This is a genomic window from Burkholderia sp. PAMC 28687 (genome assembly GCF_001577465.1).
Lineage (GTDB): Bacteria > Pseudomonadota > Gammaproteobacteria > Burkholderiales > Burkholderiaceae > Caballeronia.
This window is the reverse complement of record NZ_CP014506.1, coordinates 507,850-533,867: the sequence shown is the minus strand read 5'-3', so window position 1 is coordinate 533,867 and position 26,018 is coordinate 507,850. Positions and strand designations below refer to the sequence as shown.

At 60.3% G+C, this 26,018-nt stretch carries 28 protein-coding genes and 1 pseudogene; 15 read left to right on the top strand and 14 right to left on the bottom strand.

Going from position 1 to position 26,018, the window contains the following annotated elements:
- Positions 1–63 precede the first annotated feature (63 nt).
- Positions 64–843: an SDR family NAD(P)-dependent oxidoreductase gene (locus AX768_RS17795; RefSeq protein WP_062001439.1), complete on the top strand. Its 780-nt coding sequence runs from the start codon at positions 64–66 to the stop codon at positions 841–843.
- An 18-nt stretch (positions 844–861) separates the two neighbouring features.
- On the opposite strand, the gene AX768_RS17790 is transcribed toward AX768_RS17795, so the two are convergent.
- Positions 862–1,746 (bottom strand): LysR family transcriptional regulator, encoded by an 885-nt coding sequence (locus tag AX768_RS17790; RefSeq protein WP_062001438.1) that lies wholly within the window; start codon positions 1,744–1,746, stop codon positions 862–864.
- Positions 1,747–1,853: 107 nt separating this feature from the next.
- On the opposite strand from AX768_RS17790, the gene AX768_RS17785 reads away from it, so the two are divergent.
- Positions 1,854–3,155, top strand: a complete 1,302-nt coding sequence (locus AX768_RS17785) for an aspartate aminotransferase family protein (protein ID WP_062001437.1) — start codon at positions 1,854–1,856, stop codon at positions 3,153–3,155.
- A gap of 9 nt (positions 3,156–3,164) precedes the next feature.
- Positions 3,165–3,467 (top strand): annotated as a pseudogene (locus AX768_RS17780) (RidA family protein); the annotation flags it as partial.
- 20 nt (positions 3,468–3,487) lie between these two features.
- On the opposite strand, the gene AX768_RS17775 reads toward AX768_RS17780, so the two are convergent.
- A complete protein-coding gene (locus AX768_RS17775) occupies positions 3,488–3,796 on the bottom strand; it encodes an ArsR/SmtB family transcription factor (RefSeq protein ID WP_062001436.1) in 309 nt (102 codons plus the stop codon).
- 46 nt (positions 3,797–3,842) lie between these two features.
- Positions 3,843–4,592, bottom strand: a complete 750-nt coding sequence (locus AX768_RS17770) for an SDR family NAD(P)-dependent oxidoreductase (RefSeq protein WP_062002303.1) — start codon at positions 4,590–4,592, stop codon at positions 3,843–3,845.
- Between the two features lie 260 nt (positions 4,593–4,852).
- On the opposite strand from AX768_RS17770, the gene AX768_RS17765 reads away from it, so the two are divergent.
- Positions 4,853–5,551 (top strand): peroxiredoxin-like family protein, encoded by a 699-nt coding sequence (locus AX768_RS17765; protein WP_062001435.1) that lies wholly within the window; start codon positions 4,853–4,855, stop codon positions 5,549–5,551.
- Between the two features lie 24 nt (positions 5,552–5,575).
- On the opposite strand, the gene AX768_RS17760 is transcribed toward AX768_RS17765, so the two are convergent.
- The 3 genes from AX768_RS17760 to AX768_RS17750 form a co-directional block, all read right to left on the bottom strand.
- Entirely contained in the window at positions 5,576–6,478 is a 903-nt protein-coding gene (locus tag AX768_RS17760) for a LysR family transcriptional regulator (protein ID WP_062002302.1), read from the bottom strand.
- Positions 6,479–6,515: 37 nt separating this feature from the next.
- Positions 6,516–6,926 carry a RidA family protein gene (locus AX768_RS17755; RefSeq protein WP_062001434.1) on the bottom strand — a complete coding sequence of 137 codons (411 nt, stop codon included), beginning with the start codon at positions 6,924–6,926 and terminating at the stop codon, positions 6,516–6,518.
- A gap of 115 nt (positions 6,927–7,041) precedes the next feature.
- Complete coding sequence (locus tag AX768_RS17750; protein ID WP_062001433.1) at positions 7,042–7,515, bottom strand: VOC family protein; 474 nt, start codon at positions 7,513–7,515, stop codon at positions 7,042–7,044.
- A gap of 171 nt (positions 7,516–7,686) precedes the next feature.
- Here AX768_RS17750 and AX768_RS17745 point away from each other — a divergent pair, with 171 nt between their 5' ends.
- Positions 7,687–9,036: an IS4 family transposase gene (locus AX768_RS17745; protein ID WP_062000780.1), complete on the top strand. Its 1,350-nt coding sequence runs from the start codon at positions 7,687–7,689 to the stop codon at positions 9,034–9,036.
- A gap of 129 nt (positions 9,037–9,165) precedes the next feature.
- Here AX768_RS17745 and lpxA read toward each other — a convergent pair whose 3' ends face one another.
- Complete coding sequence (gene lpxA / locus AX768_RS17740; protein ID WP_062001432.1) at positions 9,166–9,954, bottom strand: acyl-ACP--UDP-N-acetylglucosamine O-acyltransferase; 789 nt, start codon at positions 9,952–9,954, stop codon at positions 9,166–9,168.
- Positions 9,911–10,273, bottom strand: a complete 363-nt coding sequence (locus AX768_RS32840; RefSeq protein WP_155524274.1) for a hypothetical protein — start codon at positions 10,271–10,273, stop codon at positions 9,911–9,913. Before AX768_RS32840 ends, lpxA begins: the two co-directional genes overlap by 44 nt.
- Before the next feature lie 182 nt (positions 10,274–10,455).
- On the opposite strand from AX768_RS32840, the gene AX768_RS17735 reads away from it, so the two are divergent.
- Together AX768_RS17735 and AX768_RS17730 are read left to right on the top strand one after the other, a co-directional pair.
- Positions 10,456–11,088 carry a LysE family translocator gene (locus tag AX768_RS17735; RefSeq protein WP_062001431.1) on the top strand — a complete coding sequence of 211 codons (633 nt, stop codon included), beginning with the start codon at positions 10,456–10,458 and terminating at the stop codon, positions 11,086–11,088.
- Between the two features lie 369 nt (positions 11,089–11,457).
- Entirely contained in the window at positions 11,458–12,027 is a 570-nt protein-coding gene (locus AX768_RS17730; protein WP_062002301.1) for a cysteine hydrolase family protein, read from the top strand.
- 43 nt (positions 12,028–12,070) lie between these two features.
- Here AX768_RS17730 and AX768_RS17725 read toward each other — a convergent pair whose 3' ends face one another.
- Together AX768_RS17725 and AX768_RS17720 are read right to left on the bottom strand one after the other, a co-directional pair.
- Positions 12,071–12,514, bottom strand: a complete 444-nt coding sequence (locus tag AX768_RS17725) for a type II 3-dehydroquinate dehydratase (protein ID WP_062002300.1) — start codon at positions 12,512–12,514, stop codon at positions 12,071–12,073.
- Positions 12,515–12,530: 16 nt separating this feature from the next.
- Positions 12,531–13,898 carry an MFS transporter gene (locus AX768_RS17720; protein WP_062001430.1) on the bottom strand — a complete coding sequence of 456 codons (1,368 nt, stop codon included), beginning with the start codon at positions 13,896–13,898 and terminating at the stop codon, positions 12,531–12,533.
- A 226-nt stretch (positions 13,899–14,124) separates the two neighbouring features.
- Between AX768_RS17720 and AX768_RS17715 the strand changes: the two genes are divergently transcribed.
- Positions 14,125–14,907, top strand: coding sequence for an IclR family transcriptional regulator (locus AX768_RS17715; RefSeq protein ID WP_062001429.1), 783 nt, complete (start codon positions 14,125–14,127; stop codon positions 14,905–14,907).
- A 42-nt stretch (positions 14,908–14,949) separates the two neighbouring features.
- Complete coding sequence (locus AX768_RS17710) at positions 14,950–15,855, top strand: LysR family transcriptional regulator (protein WP_062001428.1); 906 nt, start codon at positions 14,950–14,952, stop codon at positions 15,853–15,855.
- Between the two features lie 44 nt (positions 15,856–15,899).
- Here AX768_RS17710 and AX768_RS17705 read toward each other — a convergent pair whose 3' ends face one another.
- Positions 15,900–16,523 carry a cupin domain-containing protein gene (locus tag AX768_RS17705; RefSeq protein WP_062002299.1) on the bottom strand — a complete coding sequence of 208 codons (624 nt, stop codon included), beginning with the start codon at positions 16,521–16,523 and terminating at the stop codon, positions 15,900–15,902.
- Between the two features lie 283 nt (positions 16,524–16,806).
- On the opposite strand from AX768_RS17705, the gene AX768_RS17700 reads away from it, so the two are divergent.
- Positions 16,807–17,688, top strand: coding sequence for a DMT family transporter (locus tag AX768_RS17700; RefSeq protein WP_075358090.1), 882 nt, complete (start codon positions 16,807–16,809; stop codon positions 17,686–17,688).
- A 496-nt stretch (positions 17,689–18,184) separates the two neighbouring features.
- Entirely contained in the window at positions 18,185–19,042 is an 858-nt protein-coding gene (locus AX768_RS17695; RefSeq protein WP_062001426.1) for an oxidoreductase, read from the top strand.
- A gap of 83 nt (positions 19,043–19,125) precedes the next feature.
- On the opposite strand, the gene AX768_RS17690 is transcribed toward AX768_RS17695, so the two are convergent.
- Entirely contained in the window at positions 19,126–19,602 is a 477-nt protein-coding gene (locus AX768_RS17690; RefSeq protein ID WP_062001425.1) for a MarR family winged helix-turn-helix transcriptional regulator, read from the bottom strand.
- Positions 19,603–19,791: 189 nt separating this feature from the next.
- Here AX768_RS17690 and AX768_RS17685 point away from each other — a divergent pair, with 189 nt between their 5' ends.
- Entirely contained in the window at positions 19,792–21,351 is a 1,560-nt protein-coding gene (locus AX768_RS17685) for an MFS transporter (RefSeq protein ID WP_062001424.1), read from the top strand.
- 63 nt (positions 21,352–21,414) lie between these two features.
- Here AX768_RS17685 and AX768_RS17680 read toward each other — a convergent pair whose 3' ends face one another.
- Positions 21,415–22,029: a TetR/AcrR family transcriptional regulator gene (locus AX768_RS17680; RefSeq protein ID WP_062001423.1), complete on the bottom strand. Its 615-nt coding sequence runs from the start codon at positions 22,027–22,029 to the stop codon at positions 21,415–21,417.
- 82 nt (positions 22,030–22,111) lie between these two features.
- Here AX768_RS17680 and AX768_RS17675 point away from each other — a divergent pair, with 82 nt between their 5' ends.
- Positions 22,112–23,239 (top strand): MBL fold metallo-hydrolase, encoded by a 1,128-nt coding sequence (locus AX768_RS17675; protein WP_062001422.1) that lies wholly within the window; start codon positions 22,112–22,114, stop codon positions 23,237–23,239.
- A gap of 34 nt (positions 23,240–23,273) precedes the next feature.
- On the opposite strand, the gene AX768_RS17670 is transcribed toward AX768_RS17675, so the two are convergent.
- Positions 23,274–24,230 (bottom strand): LysR family transcriptional regulator, encoded by a 957-nt coding sequence (locus AX768_RS17670; RefSeq protein WP_062001421.1) that lies wholly within the window; start codon positions 24,228–24,230, stop codon positions 23,274–23,276.
- A gap of 124 nt (positions 24,231–24,354) precedes the next feature.
- On the opposite strand from AX768_RS17670, the gene AX768_RS17665 reads away from it, so the two are divergent.
- Positions 24,355–25,173: an alpha/beta fold hydrolase gene (locus AX768_RS17665; protein ID WP_062001420.1), complete on the top strand. Its 819-nt coding sequence runs from the start codon at positions 24,355–24,357 to the stop codon at positions 25,171–25,173.
- 20 nt (positions 25,174–25,193) lie between these two features.
- Positions 25,194–25,985, top strand: coding sequence for an MBL fold metallo-hydrolase (locus AX768_RS17660; protein ID WP_062001419.1), 792 nt, complete (start codon positions 25,194–25,196; stop codon positions 25,983–25,985).
- The last annotated feature ends 33 nt before the right edge of the window (positions 25,986–26,018 follow it).

Here is a 26,018-nt window from a genome sequence, read left to right as displayed (position 1 = left end):
CTTTGCCTGGCGCGCGTATCGTTGGTCGGACACGAACCCAGTGAAACACAACGGAGTCCATCAATGCCTGATCAAAACACCCCGAAGATCGCAATCGTCACGGGCGGCAGCCGCGGCCTCGGCCGCAACACGGTACTGAACCTGGCGAAGCGCGGTATCGATTCGATCTTCACGTATCACTCGAATCGCGCCGAAGCCGATCAGGTCGTTGCAGCAGTGCGCGAAGCAGGACGCAACGCAGGACGCAACGCGATCGCCATTCAACTCGATACCGCCAACACCGCCTCCTTCGATACCTTCACGCAAAACGTTCGTGACGCGCTCTCAAAGCTGGGCGCAGAGCGTTTCGATTTTCTTGTCAACAACGCGGGCACGTCGTTGCACAAAGCGTTTCACGAGACCACCGAAGCCGAACTGGACGCCGTCTACGCGGTCCATTTCAAGGGCGTGTTTTTCCTCACGCAAAAGCTGCTGCCGCTCATCAACGATGGCGGCCGCATCGTGAATATCTCTTCGGGTCTCGCGCGGTTTTCGTTTCCCGGAAGCAGTGCGTATGCGTGCATGAAGGGCGCGGTCGAGGTGCTCACGCGTTATCTCGCGAAAGAACTCGGCGAGCGCCGCATTACCGTCAACACGGTGGCGCCCGGCGCGATCGCGACGGATTTCAGCGGCGGCATGGTCCGCGACAATCCGGACCTGAACAAGCTGATTGCCGGCATGACATCGCTTGGCCGCGTGGGTCATCCCGACGATATCGGCCCGATGATCGCGGCGCTTCTCTCCGACGATAACCGCTGGGTCAACGCGCAGCGCATCGAGGTATCGGGCGGCATGATCATCTGATCCGCTGCGCCCGGTGTTTCATATCAAGGGCAGCGTGAGCCGGATATGCTCGGCGAACACCTTGATCAGATGCGACGGGCGTGCCCGCTCGAACTTCAGCGTAATGCCGATGCCGGGCAACGCGGGAAGTCCGGGATCGCCATTGAGAATGCAGAGATCCGGCGCGACGGCCGTCTGCGTGATGACGGCCACGGCCTGCCCCGAGCGGACCAGGGCCGTAAGACCGGCAAGACTGCTGCTCGCATAAGCGATGCGATACGCCCTGCCCGCGCGCTGCAACGCTTCGCAGGCCGCGACGTGATCGAGCGTGTCCGGATCGGAAAGCGCCAGCGGCAACGGGTCGAAGTGCGCGGCGTCCAGTCCCGGATAACCCACCCAGACCAGCGGCTCACGGCGGATGATGTCGTCGTTCGGGGCACTCTCCGGTAGCGAAATCATCGCCAGGTCCAGCGCATGCATGTCCAGTTGTTCGAGCAATCGAGGCGTGGGCGCGCATACGACCTCCACCAGCGCATCCGGGTGCCGGCTCGAAAACTGCCGCAGCAAATGCGGCAGGAAAACCGTGGCGTAGTCGTCCGGACATCCAAAGCGAATCGTTCCCGACAAGCCTTTGCCGGACAGATCGGCCATTGCTTCGTCGTGCATGCGCAAAATGCGTTGGGCGTGGATCAGCAGGCGTTCGCCGGGGTTGGTCAATACCACGCCGCGACCTGTGCGCTGAAACAGCGGCTGATCGACGATCTCTTCAAGACGCTTCATCTGCTGGCTCAGCGCGGACTGGGTCCGGCCAATCCGGCTGGCCGCGTGGCTGAGCGTCCGGACTTCGGCCACGACGGTGAACGAACGCAGCAGGTCGATTTCGAGTGAAAGGCTCAAGGTATAAGACTCGCTTCTATCTTCCATTAAAACTATTCGATTCTATGAAACCAGAGAGCGAACTAGACTGCAAGCTATTCCGCCTATTCCGCTTGTCTAGGTTTTATTCCTGCCATTCGCCAAGGAGCAGCAACGTGTCCCGAAACGACGATGAAACCTTCTGGCATAACGCCAGACATCACCTCATCCGCTACGGCGGCACCTTCGAGCCGTTGATCATCGAGCGTGCCAAAGGCAGCTTCGTCTACGACGCAGACGGCCGCGCGATCCTGGACTTCACATCGGGGCAAATGAGCGCGGTGCTCGGGCACAGCCATCCTGAGATCGTGTCGGTCATCAACGAATACGCCGGCAAGCTCGACCACCTCTTCAGCGGCATGCTGTCCCGGCCAGTGGTCGATCTCGCGACCCGCCTCGCCGACATCACGCCCGAAGGACTCGACCGCGCACTGTTGCTGAGCACGGGCGCGGAATCGAACGAAGCCGCGATCCGCATGGCGAAGCTGGTCACGGGCAAGTACGAAATCGTAGGGTTTGCGCAGTCCTGGCACGGCATGACGGGCAACGCGGCATCCGCGACCTACAGCGCCGGTCGCAAGGGCGTCGGCCCGGCGGCCGTCGGCTCGTACGCGATTCCCGCGCCGTTCCTGTACCGGCCGCGTTTCGAGCGCAATGGCGAATACGATTACCTGGCGGAGCTGGACTATGCTTTCGATCTGATCGACCGGCAGTCCAGCGGGAATCTCGCGGCGTTCATCGCTGAGCCGATTCTCAGTTCCGGCGGGATCATCGAATTGCCGGTTGGCTATATGGCAGCGCTGAAACGCAAATGCGAGGAGCGCGGCATGCTGCTGATCCTCGATGAAGCGCAGACCGGCATCGGCCGAACGGGCACCATGTTCGCCTGCGAGCGCGATGGCGTCACGCCCGACATCCTGACGTTATCGAAGACGCTGGGCGCCGGTTTGCCGCTCGCAGCCGTCGTCACGTCCGCCGCGATCGAGGAGCGCGCGCACGAGCTCGGTTACCTGTTCTATACGACCCACGTGTCCGATCCGCTTCCCGCGGCCATCGGCTTGCGTGTGCTGGACGTAGTCGAGCGCGAGGGGCTGGTTGCGCGTGCGAACGTGATGGGCGATCGGCTTAGACGGGGCCTTTCGGGTCTGATGGAACGTTTCGATTGCATCGGCGATATTCGCGGGCGTGGCCTGCTTCTCGGCATGGAGATCGTCAAGGATCGCCGCACGAAAGAACCCGCCGATGGGCTCGGCGCCAAGATCACGCGCGAGTGCATGAATCTCGGGCTCAGCATGAACATCGTGCAGTTGCCCGGCATGGGCGGCGTATTCCGGATCGCGCCGCCGCTGACCGTTCACGAAGATGAAATCGATCTTGGCCTTGACCTGCTCGGCAAAGCGATCGAGCGTTCGCTGTAATCACGAATGGGGCAAGTCGGCAGCCGTGAAGACAGTTCGCCCGAGCCGGATCTCGAGACGCAGGTCCGGCTCGCGTTCGACAATCTCAACGCGATTCTGGCGGCGGCCGGATGCACATTCGACGACGCGGTCGACGTCACGGTCTTCATGGTCGACCCGGAATCGAAGTTCGAGACAATCTGGAAGGTCGTATCCGAGTACTGGGGCGACGCGCCGCATCCGACACTGACTGCGGTCGGCGTGACCTGGCTCTATGGCTTTCAGTTCGAGATCAAGGTGATCGCGAAGTTGCCGGAGAATGCTGAGGCCTGATTGACCGGAGTACGGCCCTCCTACGTGCCGGGAGAACTGCCTCCCGAACCGGCGAGACAGGTTTCACTCAGGAAATCGATGACTTCCTGAATGACGTCCACGCTTGCCGAGTAGTAAATGAACGTCCGCTCGCGGCGCGCGATCACAAGCTTCGCGCGGCGCATGTCCTTCAAATGGAAAGACAGGCTGGACGGAACAATTCCCAGCTTTCCGGAGATCTCGCCGGCAGACAATCCGCGCGGCCCCGTGCCGGCGAGCACCCTGAAAATGGCCAGTCGCGACTCGTGCGATATGGCGCTTAGCGCAAGCATCCTGGCATCTGCGTCCATTTTTATCGTTCGTCGTGATCGACTCGCCAGCCTGTGGGTTCGCTGCTCAAACCTGTGCCATGCCGCCATCGACGGGAAGATCGATCCCCGCGACAAAGCTGCTTTCGTCCGATGCCAGGAACAACGCGGCAGCCGCAAGCTCCTCCGGGCGTCCCATGCGGCCAAGAGGAATGACTTGCGCGAAGGACTCGCGCAGCTTGTCCGATTCTTCCTTCGTCTCGAACTGCGAGTCGATGATCGGCGTATCCACTGGTCCCGGACTCAGCGTATTCACGCGAATGCCGCGATCCTTGAGTTCGAGCGTCCAGGTCCGTGCAAACGAACGGACCGCCGCCTTGGACGCGCTGTACGCGCCGTAAGACTGGAAAGCCTTCACATTGGCAATGGAGGACACGAGGATGATCGACCCGCCTTGGCGCATCAAGGGCAACGCCTTTTGCACCGTGAACAGCAGGCCCTTTGTGTTGATACCGAAGATTTTATCGAAATGCTCCGGGCTGATCTGATCAATGCCCTGCAACTCGATAAACCCCGAATTCGCGAACAACACGTCGATCACACCCCTGGTTTCCCTGACCTTGGCGTACAGCCGATCGAGATCGTCCGGATGGGTAACGTCACCCTGAACCGCTGTGACATTCCGGCCGATTGCTTCGACAGCTTTATCGAGTTCCGCCTGCCGCCGCCCGGTGATAAAGACGTGCGCGCCCTCTTCAGCAAACCGCTTTGCTGTCGCGAAACCGATACCACTGCTGCCACCCGTGATGACCGCGACTTTGCCTTGTAACCTGGACATGATGATTCCCATTTAGAACGTTGTATGCGTGTCGGGCGGTCTTGCCCGACCCCGTGGCAAAGTTATCGAGTTCATCTGGGAACGGCTACGGGCGCTTTCGAATAACGCGAATTCCGCGCGGGAATAAATGCAACTCACCGCGCTCCATGCCCTCTGGGAATGAATGTTATGCGTACGACATGCCTTCCGGATCGTAGGGCCGCGGAAGATGATCTGATCCGTCGGACGCGGATCATCCACTCGCACAGCAAGGGGTACACATGGCACTTCAGGAAAAACTCGACGCCTTGAAGGCGGACTTCAAGGGCGGAAAAGCACCATACTTCGCACCGCCGGAAATTCATCCGGTAATGGAGCGGGCGACTGCGGAACTCATCGCATCGGGTCAGGCACGCCACGCATTGAAAGCCGGCGATATTGCACCGGAATTCACACTGAACGATTCGGACGGCGAACGGGTTTCATCGGCCGCGTTGCTTGCGAAAGGGCCGCTCGTGGTCAGCTTTTATCGCGGCGTGTGGTGCCCTTATTGCAACCTCGAACTTCAGGCGCTCGAAACGTCGCTTGCCGCTTTCAAGGAACACGGCGCCAGTCTGGTCGCCATTTCGCCGCAGAATGCAGTGAATAGCCGCAAGTCGATTCGAACAAACAATCTGAGCTTCCCGATTCTGATCGATACACATAACGATGTGGCCGCGGCATTCGGAATCCGTTTCGCACTTCCGGACTATCTGGTCGATCTCTATCAATCTTTGAAGAACGACCTGCCAGCTTTCAATAGCGACGCTAGCTGGACTTTACCGATGCCGGCGCGATATGTGATTGGACAGGACGGCACGATCCTGTATTCGGAGGTGAACCCGGACTACACGTATCGGCCGGAACCTGACGACATGCTTCCCGTGCTTCGCCAGCATGGAGTCACGGCGGGCGAGTCCGACCAGCGCACCAGGATGTGACGTCGCCCTGGCCATCGCAATACGTCATCCGACGTGCGAGTCCACACCGGCCAGGGTTTCTTCAACGAACGCCACAAACGCCCTCGCTTTCGCGCTCGCCATGCGTCCAGTCGGGAAAAGCGCCCAGAGATCGACGCCGGGAAGGCCCCAGTCGTCGAGCACGGATACGACTTCCCCACTTGCAAGTTCGGGCGCCAGCATCCACTCGGAGACGACCGCCAGGCCCATGCCGGCGAGCACCGCCGCCCGGACGCCCTCCGCGGCCGTGACCCGGACGCGTCCCGAAACCACAACAGACGTCTCGGCCGCGCCGCGTGCGAACGACCACGCCGATCCACCGCCGCCCTGCTCGTAGATGACGGCCTGATGCATGGACAGATCCGCCGGCGTCAGCGGTGTGCCCGCTTTCTCGAAGTACGCAGGCGTTCCGACTACCTTGCGCGGGCTCGTGCCAAGCTTGCGCGCGGTCATGGTCGAATCGTTCAGCGCGCCCATTCGCAAGGCGACATCGACGCCACGTTCGAGCAGGTCGACGTTTTCATCGTCCAGAATGATGTCGATGCTCAGCTCCGGATTGGCCTCCAGAAAAACCGGCAGCCTGGGAACGATGTGAAGCCGCGCAAAGGTCACGGCCGCTGATACCCTGAGGCGCCCGGCCAACCTGCTGGCGGCGCCCTTGGCCGCGAAATCGGCTTCATCGGCCTGCAGGATCGCGCGTCTTGCGTGCTCGTAGTAGGCCTGACCCGCCTCCGTTGGCGTGAGGCCGCGGGTGGACCGGAGCAACAGGCGAACGCCCAGGCGATCCTCAAGCTGAGCGATCGCTTTCGATACCGCCGGCTGCCCGACATCGAGAAGCCTCGCGGCTGCCGAAAACGATCCGGATTCGACCACGGATACGAACGTCTCCATTCCAGTCATTCGGTCCACCGTGCGCCCCCTTCTGTCATGTCGCGTCGGCCAGGCATCAGCATGCCGCACTCGAGTCCCGCTTCACCGCCACGCATTTGATCTCGACCAGCAAGCCCGGATGCGCGAGCTCGGATACGCCGATCGAGGTCCACGCGCATGTGCCGCGTGGAAAGACGCGGTTCTTCACCTCCCGGAATACCGGCATATGTGTGCTCATCTGCACGTGGTACGTCGTCATATCGACAACGTCTTCGAACGTGCAACCGGCCGCTTGCAACACCGTGCGCAGATTTATCCAGCATGCCAGGAACTGCGCCTCGGGATCGGCGATCACTTCCAGGTCAGCCGTGCGCCCAACTTGGCCAGCGCAGAAAACGATGGCGCCGACCTTTACGGCCGGCGCATATCCTGCACGGGCGACGATATTTTGCATCGCCGAAGGGACGATCACTTCGCGGTCTGTCATGTGATGTTTCCGTTACGGGATTGAGGCAGTCATGGGTTCAAGGGTCCTTCACTACGGACTGAATTATGACCGCTTATGGACAATACCGAGCGGAGACACTGAGCGCGAAGATGTGTTATCCCGCCGTTCCCGAATACGCGGCTCTCAGCGCCGCGACATCGAACTTCACCATTTTCATCATGGCTTCGGCAACACGCGTGGCCTTTGTGTGTTCGGAGTCGGCCATCATTTCGATGAGATCGCCAGGAATGATTTGCCACGAGACGCCAAAGCGGTCTTTCAGCCATCCGCACGCCTCGGGCGCGCCGCCGCCTTCGAGCAGCGCGTTCCAGTAACGGTCGAGTTCTTCCTGATCATCACAATTGACCATGAACGATACCGAGTGATTGAACGGGTCGCCTCCGCCCGAACTCATGGCGATAAACGGCTGCCCGAAGAGGACGAACTCGACGACCTTCGTTGAACCGGCGCTTGTCACCGCGGTTTTCCGGACGACGTGCGAGTCCGGGAAAATACCTGCATAGAATGCGGCGGCTTCCTCTGCTTCGTTCGAGTACCAAAGAAACGGCGTGATTTTTTGAATCGACATTGCAATCTCCTGTCAGTGTTGACTGAATGCGTGGTTAAGCCCATTGCGTTATACACATCTCTGATCGGTGGTCGCTGAGCGCAGAGAAACATGTTTACTTTCAATGACATGGAGTGGGGGCTTGTAAACTTTCGGCAAATCGCGTTTACTTTCGCTTTTTGAGTGAACGTATTGGTCACCGAAACGACGCCCTGGACCCAGACGGAATTCGAGCAACTCGAGCTCGGCGATGCGCGCCTGAACAAGCGAGCGAGGCTTTTGATGCAACGATTGGCGGCCGACCCGATGGCCAGTGTCCCCAAGGCATGCCAGGGTTGGGGCGAGACGATGGCGGCGTACCGCTTCTTCGACAACGAGAACGTCGACTGGCACGCGATTCTCGAGCCCCATTGGCAGCACACGCAAAAGCGGATGGAAGCGCATCGTGTGGTGCTGTGCCTGCAAGACACCACGGAGCTGGACTTTAACGGTCAAGGCACGTTCGGACTCGGACCACTGAGCTATGAGGCCCAGCGCGGCATGTATCTGCATCCGACCTACGCGGTCACGCCGCAGCGCGAGCCCTTGGGTATTTTGGACGCGTGGATGTGGGCGCGCGAGAAGAAGGACGAATCGGGCAAGCGCGGCGGGCTGAAGGAAAGTCTGCGTTGGATCGAGGGGTATGAACGCATTGCCGAGATGGCACCGAGCCTGCCATCCACGCGCCTGGTGTACGTGGCGGACCGCGAAGCGGACCTGATGGCGCTCATGGAGCGCGCCCAAGCACTGGGTACGCCGGCCGACTGGCTGGTACGTGCCACGCATAACCGCTGCTTGCCGGAGGGAGACAAGCTGTGGGACCGCGCGACCCGTGGCGAATCCATCGGGCAGATCAGCTTCACAATGGCCTCGCGTCATGGTGTCAAGGCACGCACGGTGCGCCAGCACCTGTGGATGCAGCGCGTAGAGTTGCCCACAGGCCGAGGCAAGTGCGTGGCGGCCACCTGTCTGGTCGCGCGCGAGTTTGATGCGCCCGCGGGAGTCAAGCCGATCGAATGGCGCTTGCTGACCAACCGCGTGGCGACGACCTCGGAAGAGGCGATCGAATTGATCGACTGGTATCGAACGCGCTGGGAAATTGAGATGTTGTTCAACATCTTGAAGAATGCTTGCCGCGTCGAGGCGCTTCAGCTCGGCTCGATCGAACAGCTCGAGCGCGCATTGGCGCTGTTCCTGGTAGTGGCTTGGCGCGTGGCCTATCTGATGCGGCTGGGACGCACTTGCCCCGATCTGGACGCGCATCTTTTCTTTGATCCAGACGAAATTCGCAGTGCCTACCTGTTCACGAAAGTACCCCGTCCGACCCAGCCCAAGCTCAATGAAGTATTGCGCCTGATCGCACGCCTGGGGGGATTCCTCGGACGCAAAAGCGACGGCGAACCCGGCGCGAAAACGATCTGGCTCGGACTCAGGGAAGTTCATATTGCCGCAAAAACACTGCGCCTATTACGCGAAGCCGACGGCGACGACACTTGTGTATAACGCGATGGGTTAAGCCGCATACCGCCATTGAGACGACGAAGGAAGGCCATCGAGATCGACATGCGCCGGCTGAATTTTTTTTCGCTAGCGAACATTCGCAGCCGCGCGATGCTTCCGAATCCGGACGACTTATCGAATCAAACCGCGAGTGGACCGGACGAGAAATTCATGGAACGGTTTGACTTCGGCGTGGACGCTTGCAATCTCGGCGATCTCCGGCTTCGCTTCCTCGAGCGTCTTGCCGCTTCGGTAGAGCACCTTGTAGGCGTTCCGGATGGCGTGGATCGCTTCCTTGCTGAAGCCGCGGCGCTGCAGGCCCGTAGTGTTCACCCCGTTCGGTGAAGCGTGATTGCCCTGGGCAATGATGAACGGCGGCACGTCTTGAGCCACGCCGGAACAGCCGCCCACCATGACGTGCGCTCCGATGACACAAAATTGGTGGACCGCGCACATCCCGCCGATGATCACGTAGTCATCCACAATCACGTGTCCGCCCAGCGTTGCGTTATTTGCCAGAATGCAATGATTGCCGACAATGCAATCGTGCGCCACGTGCGCATTGACCATCAGCAGGTTGTCGCTGCCGATCCTGGTGATGCCGCCGCCCTGGACCGTGCCTCGATGTATCGTGACGCTCTCGCGGATCTTGTTACGGTCGCCTATTTCTACTTGCGTCGGTTCCCCGGCGTATTTCAAATCCTGATTGTCCTCGCCGATCGTAGCGAAGGGGTAGATGGTGTTGTCTCGACCCATCCGCGTATGTCCACTTACAACCACATGGGACTTGAGGATCGTTCCCGCGCCGATCGCGGCATCGCTGCCAATGATGCAGTAGGGACCAATACGCACGCCGGCGCCTATTACAGCGCCGTCTTCAATAACCGCAGTCGGATGGATGACAGCCGTTGCATCGATCATCAATGTTGCCTCGCAAAAACGCCGCCCTCGGTGTCGTGGCAAGAAGCTCGATGACGGCTGGGTACAAGGCGATTATATTGACCCTTTGCACACGCTGCCGATGCCCTTTCGTTTCGCTGTCGTTAAGGGCCTCCGGCGCCGCAGAAAGAGCACCGGCACAGTGCTGGACCAGACGCTCATGGTAGAGGTTTTTCGTCTTGCGAAAAAAAGAAAGGCCAAGCGGGCGTTTTTTGAAGCAAGACATGCAGAAGCGCCAATCACCCATCGGCTCGCCAGGATTTTCCTGCCGTGCAACAGCGCAAACTGTCAATCCGGGCATGGTCGCGGTCGTGAACTGAACGTCTGTCGCAACTCACTGCGACCGGCCGCCGTTTCCGACAGCAATCGTTCAATCCCCTGTCTCCGCATCTGTCCAGGCAGAGACTTCGAACCCGCTTCGCCCGGCAATCGTGGCAGAATCAAGCTGCCTTCGGAACCATCCAACCACTCAACAAATCACGAATGTCCCTTCATACCTGGTTTCTTTTCGCGACGGCGTATCTCGTCACCACGATTTCACCCGGTCCCAACGTTCTACTCGTGATCCGTAACACGGTCAGGTACGGAAGTCGGGGAACCGCTTCCACGATCGCCGGGAACCTGCTGGCTCAACTGGTGGTGGTCATCCTCGTTGCGCTGGGCGTGGGCGCCGTGCTGACTGCGATGCCCCCGCTATTCGTCGGCATGAAAGTGATCGGTGCTCTCTATCTCATGTACCTCGGCGTGAAGCAGTTAAGAAGCCAGGCGCCTAAGGCGACGCCTGCTGCCAACGCTCAGTTTGCACACGTGTTGAACAAAGGGAAGTTATTCCGGGAAGCGGTTCTGGTTTCAGGCAGCAATCCCAAAACGCTTATTTTCCTGTCGGCTTTCATGCCACAGTTCGTCACCCATGATCGTCCGTTGCCCGGGCAGTTCATCGTCATGTATTTGACCGTCGCTGCAATCGTGGTGCTTGTCCACACGATCTACTCGGTGAGCGTCCGTCGCTTTCACGACGGACTTGGGACGAGTCGCTGGCTGGACGCAGTAAAACGCAGCAGCGGACTGGTGTTTTTCGCCCTCGGTATCAAGCTGCTGGCGGCCAAGCGCGTTTGATGCTAAACGGGCGGATTGGGCCGCCATTGGTCGAGCCGCGTCGGGCAGAAGACGATCCAAAGCCGCCCCTTGGTTTGCTTCGAAGCCAATTACTTATGGCCCGAAAACGCCTGCTTCATCGAGCATGTCGACCAGCCCTTCCGGATAGACAGTCTCAGTCGTGCTGGCCAGTTCTTCCCGGCCCGACCACCGGTGATCGGCCATCACTTCGCTCTCTTGCGCCGTCCAACCATCACGTCCCCATCATGTTTAACTCAGTAGTCATAGGCTGGTTCATTGCGATTGCTTTCCAATGTCTTGAAATGGTCACTTGCGTCACGGTCAGCATATCCCGCTAAGATACATTCTTCCTCTTAAATGCATCTGTCCATGACTACGTTAGCCAATCGCCCCAACACCGCGCTTGTCGTCATCGATCTTCAGAATGAAGTCGTTGCAAACGCATACCGACGGCATCAAGTGCTCGACTCAGTCCGGATACTTATTGAAAAGGCGCGCAGCGCCCGGGCCCCGGTTGTCTGGGTTCGCCATGCCGACGAGGAGCTGCACGCGGGCAGCGAAGCGTGGCAGATCGTTTCTGAACTTGCTCCGGCATCAGGGGAAGCGATCATCGAAAAAAGTTATCGCGATGCGTTCGAAGGCACCGATCTGGAACAGGTGCTGGCGGCGCTTGGCGTTGGCAAGCTCATCGTTGCGGGCGCACAGACCGATATGTGCATTCGCTCGACGCTGCATGGGGCACTCGTGCGCAGCTATGACGCAACGCTCGTCGGCGATGCCCATACGACCGAAGACAGGACGCAAAGGGGCGCACCCTCGCCGGCCGCCGTGATCCGGCACACCAATCTGTACTGGAGCAACCAGAAGGCGCCTGGCCGATCGGGTGAAGTCATCGAGACGAAAGACATCGATTTCACGCGCAGCGTTTCGCAAACATAAGCCGTTTGCGTTCCAGACCGCGTTTCCATGCGCGTCACCCTACTCATGCCCGCTGGATCGCTCCCGCAACCGCACGAACAGCAAGCAGGTATCCATCGACACCCAGCCCGCAGATCACACCGCGCGCCGCCAGTGAGATCAGTGAATGCCGATACTGCTCGTCGCGCTGATGGATGTTGGTGATATGCACCTCGATCACCGGCTGGCGAATCAGCTTGACTGCGTCGAGCACCGGTATCGACGCAAACGAGAACCCCGCCGGGTTGATGACAACGGCCGCATCCTTTTCAAAGGCTTCCTGCAGCCAGTCGACCATCACGCCTTCGTGATTCGTCTGGCGAAACTCGCATTCGAGGCCGAGTTCGCTCGCGAGCGCTTCAGTACGTTCTTTTACCTGGGCAAGAGTCGTCGTGCCGTACAGGTGCGGCTCGCGCTTGCCCAGCATGTTCAGGTTGGATCCGTTCAGCACATAAACAAGTGGCTTCATTTGCGTTGCCTGCATTTCAGTGAGAGGGAGATTGCGTAGATGCATGCACCGATGATCCGATTACTTCCCTTGCAGAGTCGACCCGGTTCAAGTCGATACCCAGCGTTTCGGGCGCGGTCAGAATCGCGGCCAGGGAAATGACGTTGAATGTGACGCACACGGCGACGACACCCCACGGCGAGCCGTTACAAAGGGCGAAGAGCCACACCGCAACAACGGGCATGGGACCGCCTGCAATCAGGTTGGCGCCGGTGTACGCCAGCGCCGAGCCTGAGTAGCGCACATTGGTCGGGAACGCTTCGGCGAATGCAACCGGCTGGATGCCGCTTTGAAACTGAGTGAAGCCGAGAAAGAAGCCCATTGCCGCAAGCATGGGCACGAAACTCTTGGTATCCAGGATCTGGAAGTACACGAACAACATCAGCAAGGTGGCGATCGAACCTATCGCCAGCGCTTTCTTGCGGCCGATCCGGTCGCTCAGCATGCCGCCGGCCAGCGCGCCGACGATCGCACACACGTTGGCCCCCATCAAGAGCAGAAAGCCAGTCTGCTTCGGCACGCCCAGCGTTTTCGTGACGTAACTCAGCGAGAACACGACGATCAGATAAAAGATCGCAGCGGGGCCGCAAAAGAACAGCATCCACCGAAGCACTGTGCGCCAGTGAAGGCGCAGCGCATCGCGCAGCGGACTACCCACGCGCACGACTTCGGTTTTTCGAAGCGCGACGAATGCAGGGGTCTCGCCGACTCGCAGCCGGATGTAGATTCCGACGATCACGAGAATGAAGCTCAGGAGGAACGGGATGCGCCAGCCGTATGCATCGAACGCTTGCGCCGACATCACCGATGACAGCGCGAGCAGGACGCCGTTGGCCATGATCTGGCTGAGCGGCGAGCACAACCCGAGAAGGCCGGAGTATTTGCCGCGCCGATCGGAACTTGCGTGTTCGATCGCCATCAACTGCGCGCCCGTCGATTCACCGCCCAGCGCAAAACCCTGCAGGATGCGCAGCACTACGAGCAGTAACGGCGCCCATACACCGATGCTTGCGTAGGTCGGCAGCAGGCCCATCAGCATCGAGCACACACCCATGATGGTGACAGTACCGAGCATCAGGTTGCGTCGTCCCATCTTGTCGCCGAGATAACCGCAAATGATGGCGCCCAGCGGTCGCGCCGCGAGTCCGACGCCGAACGTTGCAAGCGAAGCCAGCAATGCGGACGTCGAATCCATCGAAGGGAAAAACAGCTTGGGCAAGACGGTAGCGGCCAGTGCGCCGTATAACGTGAAGTCAAACCATTCGAGTGCCGTCCCGACAGCGGCGGCGGTCACTGCGCGCGTGCGCATCGCCTGTTGCGCGGGTAAGTGCGATTGCTGATTCATGTTGTCTCCGTTTCCAAACCGGTGTTGGCGCCGCGTCGCGAACCTGGTTTTTAGTCGCGCGTGGTCCGTGTTTTTTGTCATGCGTCCCGTGATACCGCTGTGGAAAAGCATCCGGCCGGGCTGCATACGGCACAGACTACCAGCGTGGCCGGGACGGTATTCCAGGGTGGAATGTCATTCCGTATCGTGCAATCATGGGTACTCTGTCGAGTGGAAGGGAGTCTTCATGCCGGGCGTGACCGAAAGAACTCTGTCGGTGCTGGAATTTCTCGCGACTCAAATGGAAGGGACGCCGCTTGCGTTGATCTCGGACCAACTCGAGATTCCTCGCAGCGCGTGCCATCGCCTGCTCGTCGATCTCAAGCAATGCGGCTATGTCCGTCAGTTACGCGAGCATGGCGACTATGTGCTGACCACGAAGCTCGCAGGACTGGGCCTCAGTTATCTGGCGACCTCCGGCATCATCGACATTGCGCAAACGCTGCTCGACCGGCTCGCGGAAACATCCGGCGAGCTTGTACGGCTCGCTATCGTCGACGGAGACAGGCTGACGTGGGTCGCCAAGGCGCAGGGTGCGCTAAAGGGGCTGCGGTATGACCCGGACATGGGCATGGACACCGTTCTCTCGTGCAGCGCGACGGGGCACGCCTGGATGATGACAATGACCGATGAGCGTGCGCTCGAACTGGTGACGCGCCAGGGGTTCGGGCAACCAAAGCAATACGGGCCGAGAGCGCCGACTACCGTGAAGGCGCTCCTGGCGTTCGTCGATGCGGCCCGCGCCCGTGGCTACGCTACGATTTACGAAGTGTTCGCGCCGGGGATGACGGCGATGGCCGCTCCGGTTCAACGACGGGGCTATCCTGCGATCGGGGTGATCAGCATTGCAGGCCCCGCTGTCCGGCTGACGGAAAAGCGTATGACAACACTTGGCCCTGCACTTGTATCGGCTGCAACCGAACTCGCGGCTGCAAGCCTGGCGTCTCCGCTATTTGGCCGGATGCGTTAGTGTCTCGTACGAACGAAGAATCTGAAACCACCTATACCTCCCATGTCCGACCTGCGCAACCTGACGTTTGAACATCTGCTCAACTACATAGCCGTCGTCGAAACAGGTTCGTTCACGCGCGCAGCGCAGCGGCGCGGCATTGGCAAGACGACAGTCAGCGACAGCATCCAGCGGCTGGAACTGCAACTGGGTGCGAGCCTCATCGTCCGAACCACACGGCGGATCAGCGTGACGGAGGCAGGCGCTTCATTCTTTGAGACATGTCGTGAAATCGTGCGTCTCGCCGACGAAGCCATGTCCGTCGTCAGCCCATCGCAAGACGAGCTGCGTGGAACATTGCGGGTTGCGTCATCGGTCGAGTACAGCGCGGTCGTCCTCGCTCCGGTCCTGGCCCGGATACAAAGAGCACATCCGGCGCTGCGCATCGAGATGGTATCTGCCGACCGCCTGATCGATTTGATAACGGACGGCGTCGATGTGGCGATCCGTCTTACCGAACTTGCTGACTCTAGTCATCACGCAGTGCGCATTGGCGAATATTCGAAGTGGCTGGTCGCCAGTCCCGACTTTGTCTTGCGTAACCCGCTTCCGGAACAGATCGACGACGCAGCCACCCTCGCCTTCGTCGGGCTCTCAGTCCTGCCCCATCCCGCGCGTTTCAAGGCGCATCGCGCGGATGGAGCAACGCGCGAGATCAATTTCTCTGCCAGCGTGCTGGCCGACACCGTCTACGCATGCCGTGCGGCTGCAGCCGAAGGCGCCGGCATTGCGCTATTGCCCGATTTCTCGGTGCTTGCAGATCTGGCCACGGGTCGGCTGGTTCGCGTGTACCCCGACTGGTCGACGACATCCACGGCGATCCATGCGTTGATTCCGCCGGGCAAGCATACGGCGCCGAAAACCCGGGTGTTCATCGATATGCTCAAGGCCGATCGCGGCGTTGCATGACGATGGCCGGCTGCACACCTGTGCGCTACGCCATTGCGTGCCATTCATGCTGCGCCAGCCAGATGACCATGACGGAGCAGGATGACTGTCGGCACTTCGGCATACGGTGCGTGCGTGGCACCCGGATGCAGACGCAACCACGTTCCAGCAGGATAGCGTTCCTCAGCATTCCTTATTTCCCCGCTTAGAATGAATAGCTCTTCGCCGCTCGGATGCGTGTGATCGCGGGTCTGCGCGCCCGGTTCCCAGGCGACGAGGCTGATATGCTGAACGCCGCTTGCGAGCGCAACAACACGCATCCGCGGATTGACTCCCTCACGCCAAGCCCGCTCTCGCGCCGTGCGAAGCAGCGGATGACACACCGAAGCACATGCCTGGCGATATACAAGCAAGCGTGCACCGCTCTCGCCTGCGCGTACGACAGTCGCATTGCACAGGATCAGGAAATCATAGGTGTGGAGCGAATGGTCGTCGGTTTCGGCATCGCCTTGAAGTACGTATAGATCATGGCGCTGGCCGGCATCCAGCGTATATGTCGCAAAGGGGGCGAGGTCGACCACACCTACCCATTGCGCGTCTGCAGCATGCGTCAGATGTGTGATCTCGCATGTGCCTCGCGGCGATGCATCGAGATCGACCCAGGCTCGTTCGATCGATTGTGTTTGCATGTCTGCTCCTTGCTCCGCTGATGCGATCTTTGGCTCGGCCGGTTGACCGTCGAAGCGATTGTGCGCAATCACACGGCATGCTGGAAGAGGGCAAAGCGGCAAGACAGAATCCGTGTTTTGCGGACAATGCCGACGGCCAAATCCCATTGTCCGTAAATGGCGGATTCTGTATCGCCACCGCGCCTGCTTATCACGTGCGACGTCCTCCAAGACAATTCGATGACCGAAATTCATTCGAGTTTCATTACGGAGGACCATCGTGAACACATCCGCTTCATTGAGCATGTCCGGCACGTCCGCCTCGCTTCGGGCAACAGGCGCAGTCGCTTTTACGGTCCTTTCGTGGGCTGCGGCGTTTCCTTTCATCCGGCTCGGTTTGCATGGACTTTCGCCAATGCAACTGGCAGCCGCGCGCTTCGCAACAGCGGCGGTCCTGGTCGTGGGCTGGCTTGTTTATCGGCGGCCGAAAAGACCTTCGCTGCGCGATTCGATGCTCTTCGCCCTGTCCGGTTTTCTTGGCATCGCAAGCTATAACGCGCTCCTGAATACTGCGGAGCTGACGGTTGCGCCGGGCGCAGCGGCCTTCATCATGAGCACGTCGCCCATCTTTACCGCCCTCCTGGCGGCCGTTTTCCTTCGTGAAAAGATCAACCTATGGGGTTGGCTCGGCTCGCTGTTCAGCTTTGCAGGCATTGGGCTGATCGCGTGCGGACAACCCGGTGGTCTCGCGCCCGGTAGTGGTGCCACGCTCATCTTGCTCGCCGCCCTGGCATCCTCCGCATACTTCGTGCTGCAAAGACGCCTGATCCCAACTTACGGTCCGCTCGCAAGTACCGCCTATACATTGCTCGCGGGTGCGTTGCTGTTATCGCCCTGGCTGCCTGGCGCCATGGCCGCGCTTGCCGCACCTTCCGCATCAGCGGCGACGTTGGGCGCCGTGGTGGTTCTCGGCGTATTTCCTGCCGCGCTCGGATACGCGACATGGACCATCGGCTTAGGCCATTTCGGCGCGGCACGTGCGTCCAACTTCTTGTATCTGGTACCTGCAATCGCGACCGGGTTGTCGATGTGTCTGACGGGCGAGCGCCCCGGGTTGAGTACTGTCGCCGGTGGATTGATGGCGATTGCAGGCGTCGCGTTCGTCGCGTGGCGCGGCCGGGTTTGATGATGGCGTCGCAAGGTGGCGGCGAGTCCGCTCTGTAAGTTCTCGACGCAAGCCACTGCGCATGGCTTGCAGATTAAAGGCCGATATATCTTCATCAGCATCACCGAGCAAATCACCTGAAGCGCTTCAGGTTTGCCACGAGCGCCTGTAATCGAGCAGGTATTCACTGTGTTGACGCGAACGCATCGAAATAATCTCGGTCAATAAGTTGCGGTCAGGATCCAACTCAGGATCCAACTCAGGATCCAACTTACGCATCGGCGCAACTGAGATCAAATACGCGAATAGCCAGCATCAGCATCCTGCTTCGTGGCCGGCCGACAACGTTGCCGGCCGGCTTGTCGTCGCCAATGGTCGAAAGCCCGAAACCAGCGACTCTCGATTACATCGTCCACATCTACGTCCGTGCGGTCCGCGCTCCCGCGTGCGATACTTTTTACCCCGCTACCCTACCGAGTGGTCTCGCTGCCACGCGGCTCTCGTTGAAAGGAACCTCATGTCATCCGTTCAAACTTCCTCGTCCGCGCCCGTCTGGTTCATTACCGGCTGTTCCACCGGATTTGGCCGGGAGCTCGCACTTGCCGTACTGGATAAAGGCTGGCGTGCTGTCGTGACAGCGCGTCAACCGAGCTCGCTGGCGGAATTCGAGGAGCGCTACGGCGATCGCGCGCTGGTGCTCGAACTCGACGTCACGCAGGCCGGTCAGATCAAACACGCGGTAGAAAAGACGCTTCAGCAATTTGGCTGTATCGACGTGCTCGTCAACAATGCTGGTTACGGCTACCTGAGCGCAATCGAGGAAGGCGACGATCAGGATGTGCGCGACATGTTCGAAGTAAACTTTTTCGGTCTCGCCGACACCATCAAGGCCGTGTTACCCACAATGCGCGAACAGCGCGCTGGACACATCGTCAACATCACCTCGGTGGGCGGCCTGATCGGCAATCCGGGAAGCGGTTATTACGCCGCCACCAAGTTCGCGGTGGAAGGCCTGAGCGAAGCGTTGGCCGCCGAGACGGCCGATCTGGGGATCAAGGTGACAGCCGTCGAGCCTGGCCCGTTTCGCACCGACTGGGCAGGACGTTCGCTGAAGCAAGCAAAGAATCCGATCGAGGCCTATGAGGCCGGCGCCGGCAAGCGCCGCAGCGCCATCTCGGCCGCGAGTGGCAAGCAGCCGGGCGACCCGGCGCGTGCGGCACTGGCAATCATCGCTGCCGTGGAATCGCCGAACCCTCCGGGCCACTTGATCCTCGGCAGCAACGGTCTGGAGCGCGTAAAGATCAAGCTGGACGCTCTGCGCGCCGAGATCGCCGCATGGGAAGCCACCACGCTCAGCGCCGATTTCCCCGAATAGATTTTCGCTGACAGGAATCCAGTCCAATCCTTACGGCGAGATTCCGGGCTCATCGCGAGAAAGAGGCCTTCGAGCAAGCTCGGTTAAGCACCGATGCTCTTCTCGAAGCTGGCGGCGAAATCATCAGACAGCAACAGCTCCAGCATGTTACGCAAGGCTTCGGATTCGGGTTGTCCGAAAGCCTTGCTGAATCCGGTTTGAGCTTTGCGCCACAAGGCATCGGATTCGGCGAGCTTGGTGCGCCCGTGCAACGTGAGGCTGATCAGCCGATGCCGCCGGTCATCAGCATCCACCTCCACCTCAATGAAACCATCGCGCTCGAGTGGCCGCAGCGTATGCGCGAGCGCGCCCGGGTCCATTACCAATGCATTCGCGAGCGCCCCGACATTGGCGGGCTCGGAGCGCCCTATCTGCGCGAGGATTGCGCGCTGAGTCGTCTTCAGACCGCATGGCGCGAGCGCCACGTCGTAGAGCTGTGAAACCCGACGCGTCGCCTTGCGCAGTACCGTGCAATTGCAACCGGCCTTCTTTGCCTTCTTTCCTGCCACTTTTGTAGCCATCGTTCTCATCTGTACCAATCCCGCAAAGCTCGCTCTGAAATGTCAGCATATGCAGGCAATTGACGAAATGCAAGCATATGCAGATAATGAAGACTGGACCGCCCGTTCCTGGAGACGCGTTATGTGGCTTGCCAGTTGTACGAATCGCTTCGTAGTCACAACGTACGCCGCGGGCCAGGATGCAACCACATGAATCGCCCGGTTCTTGCCGCATCCGAAGTTTCGACCAAGCGTCATGAATGGCTGGTGCTGATCTGTACCTCCGCGCCGTCGTTCATGCTGCAGTTGGACGCCAACATCGTGTCGGTATCGTTGCCGTCGATCGCACGTTCCTTGAACGCGAATTTTGATGGCATCGAATGGGTGATCACTGCCTACATGCTGAGCTTCGCATCGTTGCTGATGCCCGCGGGCGCGCTTGCGGACCGCTTCGGCCGCAAACGGTTGCTGGTGATCGGCCTGAGTCTGTTCACGCTTGCCTCATTGCTGTGCGGACTGGCTTGGAGCTTGCCCGTTTTGATTGCCGCACGCGCATTGCAAGGCGCCGGAGCGGCGATGCAACTCAGTGCCGCACTCGCGACGCTATCGCACGCTTTCCACGGCGAAGCGCGCGCACGTGCGTTTGCGTTCTGGGGTACGGTCGTCGGCATTGGAATCGCGAGCGGCCCGGTGGTGGGCGGGATCATCACGCAAGCATTCGGCTGGGAGTGGGCTTTCTATGTGAATGTGCCGATCGGCGCCGCGCTTCTTTTCCTGATCCTGCGTGTGATCCAGTCATCTCACGATCCGAACGCAATGCGGCTCGATCTGCCGGGCGTAGCCTGCTTTTCCAGCGCGCTTTTTCTGATAACGCTTGCGTTGATAGAAGGGAACAGGCGTGGATGGAGCGACCGCTGGATCGCCAGCGAACTCGTTGGCGCACTCATCCTGTTTGCGCTCTTCATCATTGTCGAACGGCGTCAGGCGCGGCCGATGCTCGATCTGTCGTACTTCCGCAAACCGACTTATCTAGGCGCAACGCTCGCGCAGTTCGCGTTCTCCGTGGGCTTGCTCACAATGCTGACCTTCGTGCCGATCTTTCTGCAAAGCGGTCTAGGGGAAAGCTCGGCCACCGCCGGACTGATGATGTTGCCCATGGTCGTACCTCTGTTCGTCGTACCGCGTGTCGTGTCGCGCCATCTGGCGCATCGTCTGTCGGGGCGCGCGTTGCTCACGCTCGGCTTGCTGCTGGTTTGCATCGGACTGTGCTTTTTCGCGGCAGTAGCGACAATGGTTGAGTACTGGCCGCTTGTTGCCGGCATGCTGGTCGTCGGGACGGGCGCAGGCTTGCTCAATGGCGAAACGACCAAAGTCGGCATGACGGTGATCCCGAAGGAGCGTTCCGGGATGGCGTCGGGTGTATCGGGCACGACACGCTTCACCGGACTTGTGATCGGCATCGCCGCACTCGGCGTTGTGCTTTACGCTCGTATTCATGGCATTGTCGCCCAGGCGTTGCCGTCGATCGATGCGGCCGCGCGCCTGCGTCTCGTACAGGACATCACTGCTGGTCGCCTGGCCAGCGTGGCACTGCCGGGAATCGACGCAGCGACGTTGCACACGTTGGCCGTCAACAGCTTCGCAGGGGGTTATCAGGCGCTGTTTCTGTGTGCGGCAGCGTTCATGGCAGTGGCAACGTGGCTCACGTGGAAGCTGGTCAATCCGGCTGAAACGCCGCCCATCGGCATCGCTGCCGGACAAAGCAAGTAGACACTCCGGCATTGCGGCCAACGGGAATGCTTTCACCTCGCAGACGAGTCACGCATAGCTGAGTCACGCATAGCTCGCAAGAAACATGTCGGCGGCAGACTCCGCTACCCGCCTTTGCTCATCCACGCTGAGCGGCGGTTGCCCCATCGTCACCTGGGGCCAGAACGCAAACGCCTTTACGAGACCCTGCAACTGCTGTGAAGCGAAAGCCGGGTCCGGCGTGTTCAGGCGGCCATCCTCAGCAGCCGCGCGAATCCAGCACGTCAGGTCTTCCTCGCGCTCACCCATGCGCGCCACCATATCGCGCGCGCGTTCCGGCGAATGAATGCCCGCCGCGATCGCAACGCGGGCGAGGGACAAGAACGCCTCATCATTCAAAAGGCTCAGCTTCTTCAGAAGAAGCTGCAGAAGTTGCCCGCGTAATGGATGCCCGGAGGAATACACGGGCGCTTGATCTGTGTCACTTGACTCCCACAACTGCCGCAGGATCGCCGCGAACAACGCTTCCTTGCTTGGGAAATGGTTGTAGACCGTACGCTTGGAGACGCACGCACGCGCCGCAACGCGATCCATGCTGGTCGCATCGAAGCCCGCCGCCAGAAATTCCTGGATTGCCGCGTCGATGATCGCGGCACGCTTGCGGTCGGTAAGACGTAAGGAGGTATCGACGATATTCATTGGCAAATTTTACACCAGGTAGTTTACTTTTCTTGAAAACAAACTACACTGGGCAGTCTACTTCGCATATCGAGGCGCATAGATGGCATCGTTCACCGGTTCAATTCGCCGCACCCTGGGCCTGACAGCGGCGCAACGCGGGCGTGGTCTGTTCAGCGCCTCTACCCAGCACGACGGGACCCGCTTTCGCAACGTCAAGCCGCGTCCGGTCGAGGGAATCCGCAAGACCGCAAGCATCATCTGGAACATCATCTTTCACAAACCGGACGGTACGCGACCGGCACACAGACTTCCCGTCGATGCGCTGTCGCGCGAGCAGCTCGACGCAGCGCCCGATCGGAGTTTGTATCGGCTGGGACATTCGACCATGCTGCTCAAGCTTCGTGGTCAGTTCTGGTTGACCGACCCCGTCTTCGCAGATCGTGCGTCGCCCTTCAGGCGGTTCGGCCCGAAGCGCTTTCATGCGCCACCCATCTCGCTCGAAGATCTGCCTGCGCTTCGCGGTGTGATCCTGTCGCATGACCACTACGACCACCTGGACCGCGAAACGGTACTGGCGCTCGCGGCCAAGACCGCGGTGTTTCTGACGCCGCTGGGCGTGGGTGATCGCCTGGTCGAATGGGGTATCGACGCATCGAAAGTACGCCAGTTCGACTGGTGGCAAGGTACCGAGATCGAAGGCTTGCAATTTACGGCCACACCGGCGCAACATTTTTCGGGCCGCAGTCTGTTCGACGGCAACAGCACCTTGTGGGCCTCGTGGGTCATCGTCGATGACGGTTTGCGTCTGTTCTTCAGCGGCGATACCGGCTACTTCGACGGGTTCAAGACCATTGGCGAACGACTCGGTCCGTTTGACGTAACCATGCTCGAAACGGGCGCTTACGACGCCCAATGGCCGTATGTCCACATGCAGCCTGAAGAAACCGTACAGGCGCACGTCGATCTGCAAGGACGATGGCTCGTGCCGGTTCATAACGGCACGTTCGATCTGGCGATGCATCGCTGGCAGGAACCCTACGAGCGCGCGGTCGCACTTGCCGCCGCGCGTGGCATTCCTCTCGCGACGCCCCGCATGGGAGAGCGGCTGGACCTGACGACGCCGCATCACGGTGAGCGGTGGTGGCGAGATGTTGCTGACGTTGCGCACGTGTCGACGGCTCCGCGCCGCTGGTTTTCGTGCGGGCGCACTCGGCAAACCAATCCGTGACACCGTTGCAGCGCCCGCTCTTGCCCGGCTCGCCTCAACGGCCGCTCTCAACCAGCGCGGAACCGTCGCTCTCGAGAGGCTTCGCCGTGCGATCCCAAGGCGGCTCCTCGCCGAACGTTTCGGCCAGGTAATCCACAAAGCGGCGCACCTTGAGCGGTATGCGCTGCGCGCTGGGATAAACCGCCTGGATCGTCAGATTGGCCGTGCGATACGCCGGCAGCAGCGCGACGAGTTCGCCGCGCCGGAGGTGCTCGCCGAACACGAATGTCGGACCGTACGCAATACCGGCGCCGGCGAGGGCAGCAGCGAGAAGCATTTGCGTGTTGTTGGCTGTCATCCGGCTTGGTCCGTCGATGACGTGCGCGCGGTTTTTTGCATCGAACAATGTCCAGTCGCCGGCCGATACAGCTTCACTGAAAGCAAGTCGTTGCGCACGCATCAAGTCGGCAGGCTTGCGCGGCGTTCCATGGCGCTTCAGGTAGGCGGGAGACGCACACACGACCATGCGGCACGGCGCAAGCCGGCGCGTAACAAGTCCAGGGTCTTCCAGCCGTCCGATCCGGATTGCGACGTCGACGCCTGCATCGATCAGATCGACATAGCGGTCTCCAAGCAGCACTTCCACGTTGACGTGCGGGTGATCGTCCAGATAGCGCGCCACGACCTCGCCCAGATGCATCGCGCCGAACGTGACCGGCGCCGCGACGCGCAGCAGACCGCGTGCCGTGCCTTGCGAATCGCTTGCTTCACGCCTTGCTTCGTCGAAGGCTTCGAGAATCCGCTTGCAGCGTTCGTAATAAGTCTGGCCGGTGTCGGTCAGACTCAAGCGCCGTGTGGTGCGCTGGAGCAACCGCGCATTCAGCTCGGACTCAAGGGCGCTTACGTGTTTGCCGGCCATTGCCGCCGATAGGCCAAAGCGGCGCGCGGCCGCCGCAAAACTGCCTTCCTCGACGGCGGCGACGAAAACGCCAAGGCTCGTGAGTCGATCCACCTCCCCTCCCTTCCTTTTCCAATTCGATAACAGGATTATCGACTGAAAACACCAATCAGCCAATTATCAAATTGAAGACTTGAATCTAACATTTCGCCATCAGCTAACAAACCAGGGCACGGAAATGGAAATCAAGTCGAACGGTACGCGAATCCACGTCACGCAGCGCGGCAGCGGCGAGTTGACGCTGGTGTTCCTGCATTACTACGGCGGCTCGTCGCGCACATGGGACTGGGTAGCAAGTGAATTGTCCGACCGCTATAGAACCGTCGCCACCGATCACCGCGGCTGGGGCGATTCCGAGGCGCCCGCCGACGGCTACGGCATCGCCGACCTTGCCGCCGACGCCGAAGGCGTCATCGAAGCACTGGGGCTGCAGCGCTACGTTCTGGTCGGCCATTCGATGGGCGGGAAGGTTGCTCAACTTATCGCATCGCGTCGGCCGAGCGGGCTCGAAGGCCTTGTACTCGTCTCGCCATCGCCTCCGTCGCCGATGCTCCTTTCCGACGAGCAACGTGCGACGTTGGCCGGCGCGTATCAATCGCGCGAATCGGTTGAATTCGTGATCGATCACGTCCTGACCGCACGATCGCTCGACGCCGCTCGCCGTGAGCAAGTCATCGAGGACAGCCTGAGGGGCGCACCGCAGGCAAAGGCAGCCTGGCCAAACGTGGCCATGCGCGAAGACATTACAGCAGCGATGGCGTCAATCGACGCGCCGACCATGGTCATCTCAGGCGAGCTTGACCAGGTCGATCCCGTCGCAACACTGCAGGCGCAATTGTTGCCTCGCATCCCGCACGCGGCGATGCACGTCCTGCCTGGAACGGGGCACTTGTCGCCGCTGGAGGCGCCCGCCGAGGTGGCGCAACTCATTGCGCGATTCGTCGCTGCGATTGAGGGCGAGTCCGTCGTGTTGGCCCTGCAGGATATGACGCCGTAACCAGCCATAAGGACTACATCATGAACAAACCTTCCATCGCTGCGATTCCGATCCTCCCGTTCGGCATGGTCCACTGCCACCTGATCGTCGGTGCAAGGGGCTGCGTCCTCGTCGATACCGGCACGCCAGGCTCGGAGGAAAAGATTGGCCGCGCTCTGATGGAGCACGGTCGCGGATTCCGAGATGTGACGCTGATCGTGGTCACTCATGCGCACACGGATCATGCCGGTTCGGCTGCACGATTGCGTGAACTGACGGGCGCACCAATCCTGGCTCATGCCGGAGATCTGGACTATTACGAGCGGCGCAAGGAGATGACATACTGCGTCGCGCACTGGTGGGGCCCGCTCTTCTTGCGCTCTGGCTTACCCCGCGAACCGTACTTGCCGTTCACGCCTGACATCCTGCTGCAGGACGATGCCAGCTTTGATCTGAGCCCTTACGGAATCGACGGCGTGGCAAGGCACACCCCAGGCCACACGGCCGGCTCCGTGTCGGTCGAACTGGGCAGTGGAGACGCGTTGGTCGGCGACCTCGTCGCATCTGGAGTCTTTCTTGGGGGATTGGTACGCAAGGGACACGCCATGCGCCCCCCCTTCGAAGATGACCCGCAAGCTGTCAGCGGTGAATTGATAGGAATGGTGGACGCGGGTATGCAACGCTTTCATATGGGCCATGGCGGCCCTCTGAATGCTGCGGAAGTGCGCCGGCATGCTCTCTCGTTGCGGAAGCAGAAGCCCGGGCGCAAATACGGGATGGAGGCTGGCGTGTGTACGTGTGCCAGCCACAAGCTCACTGAGGTTGTCGATTAAGGTGGTGGCATCTTGCCAGCCACGAATTGCTTG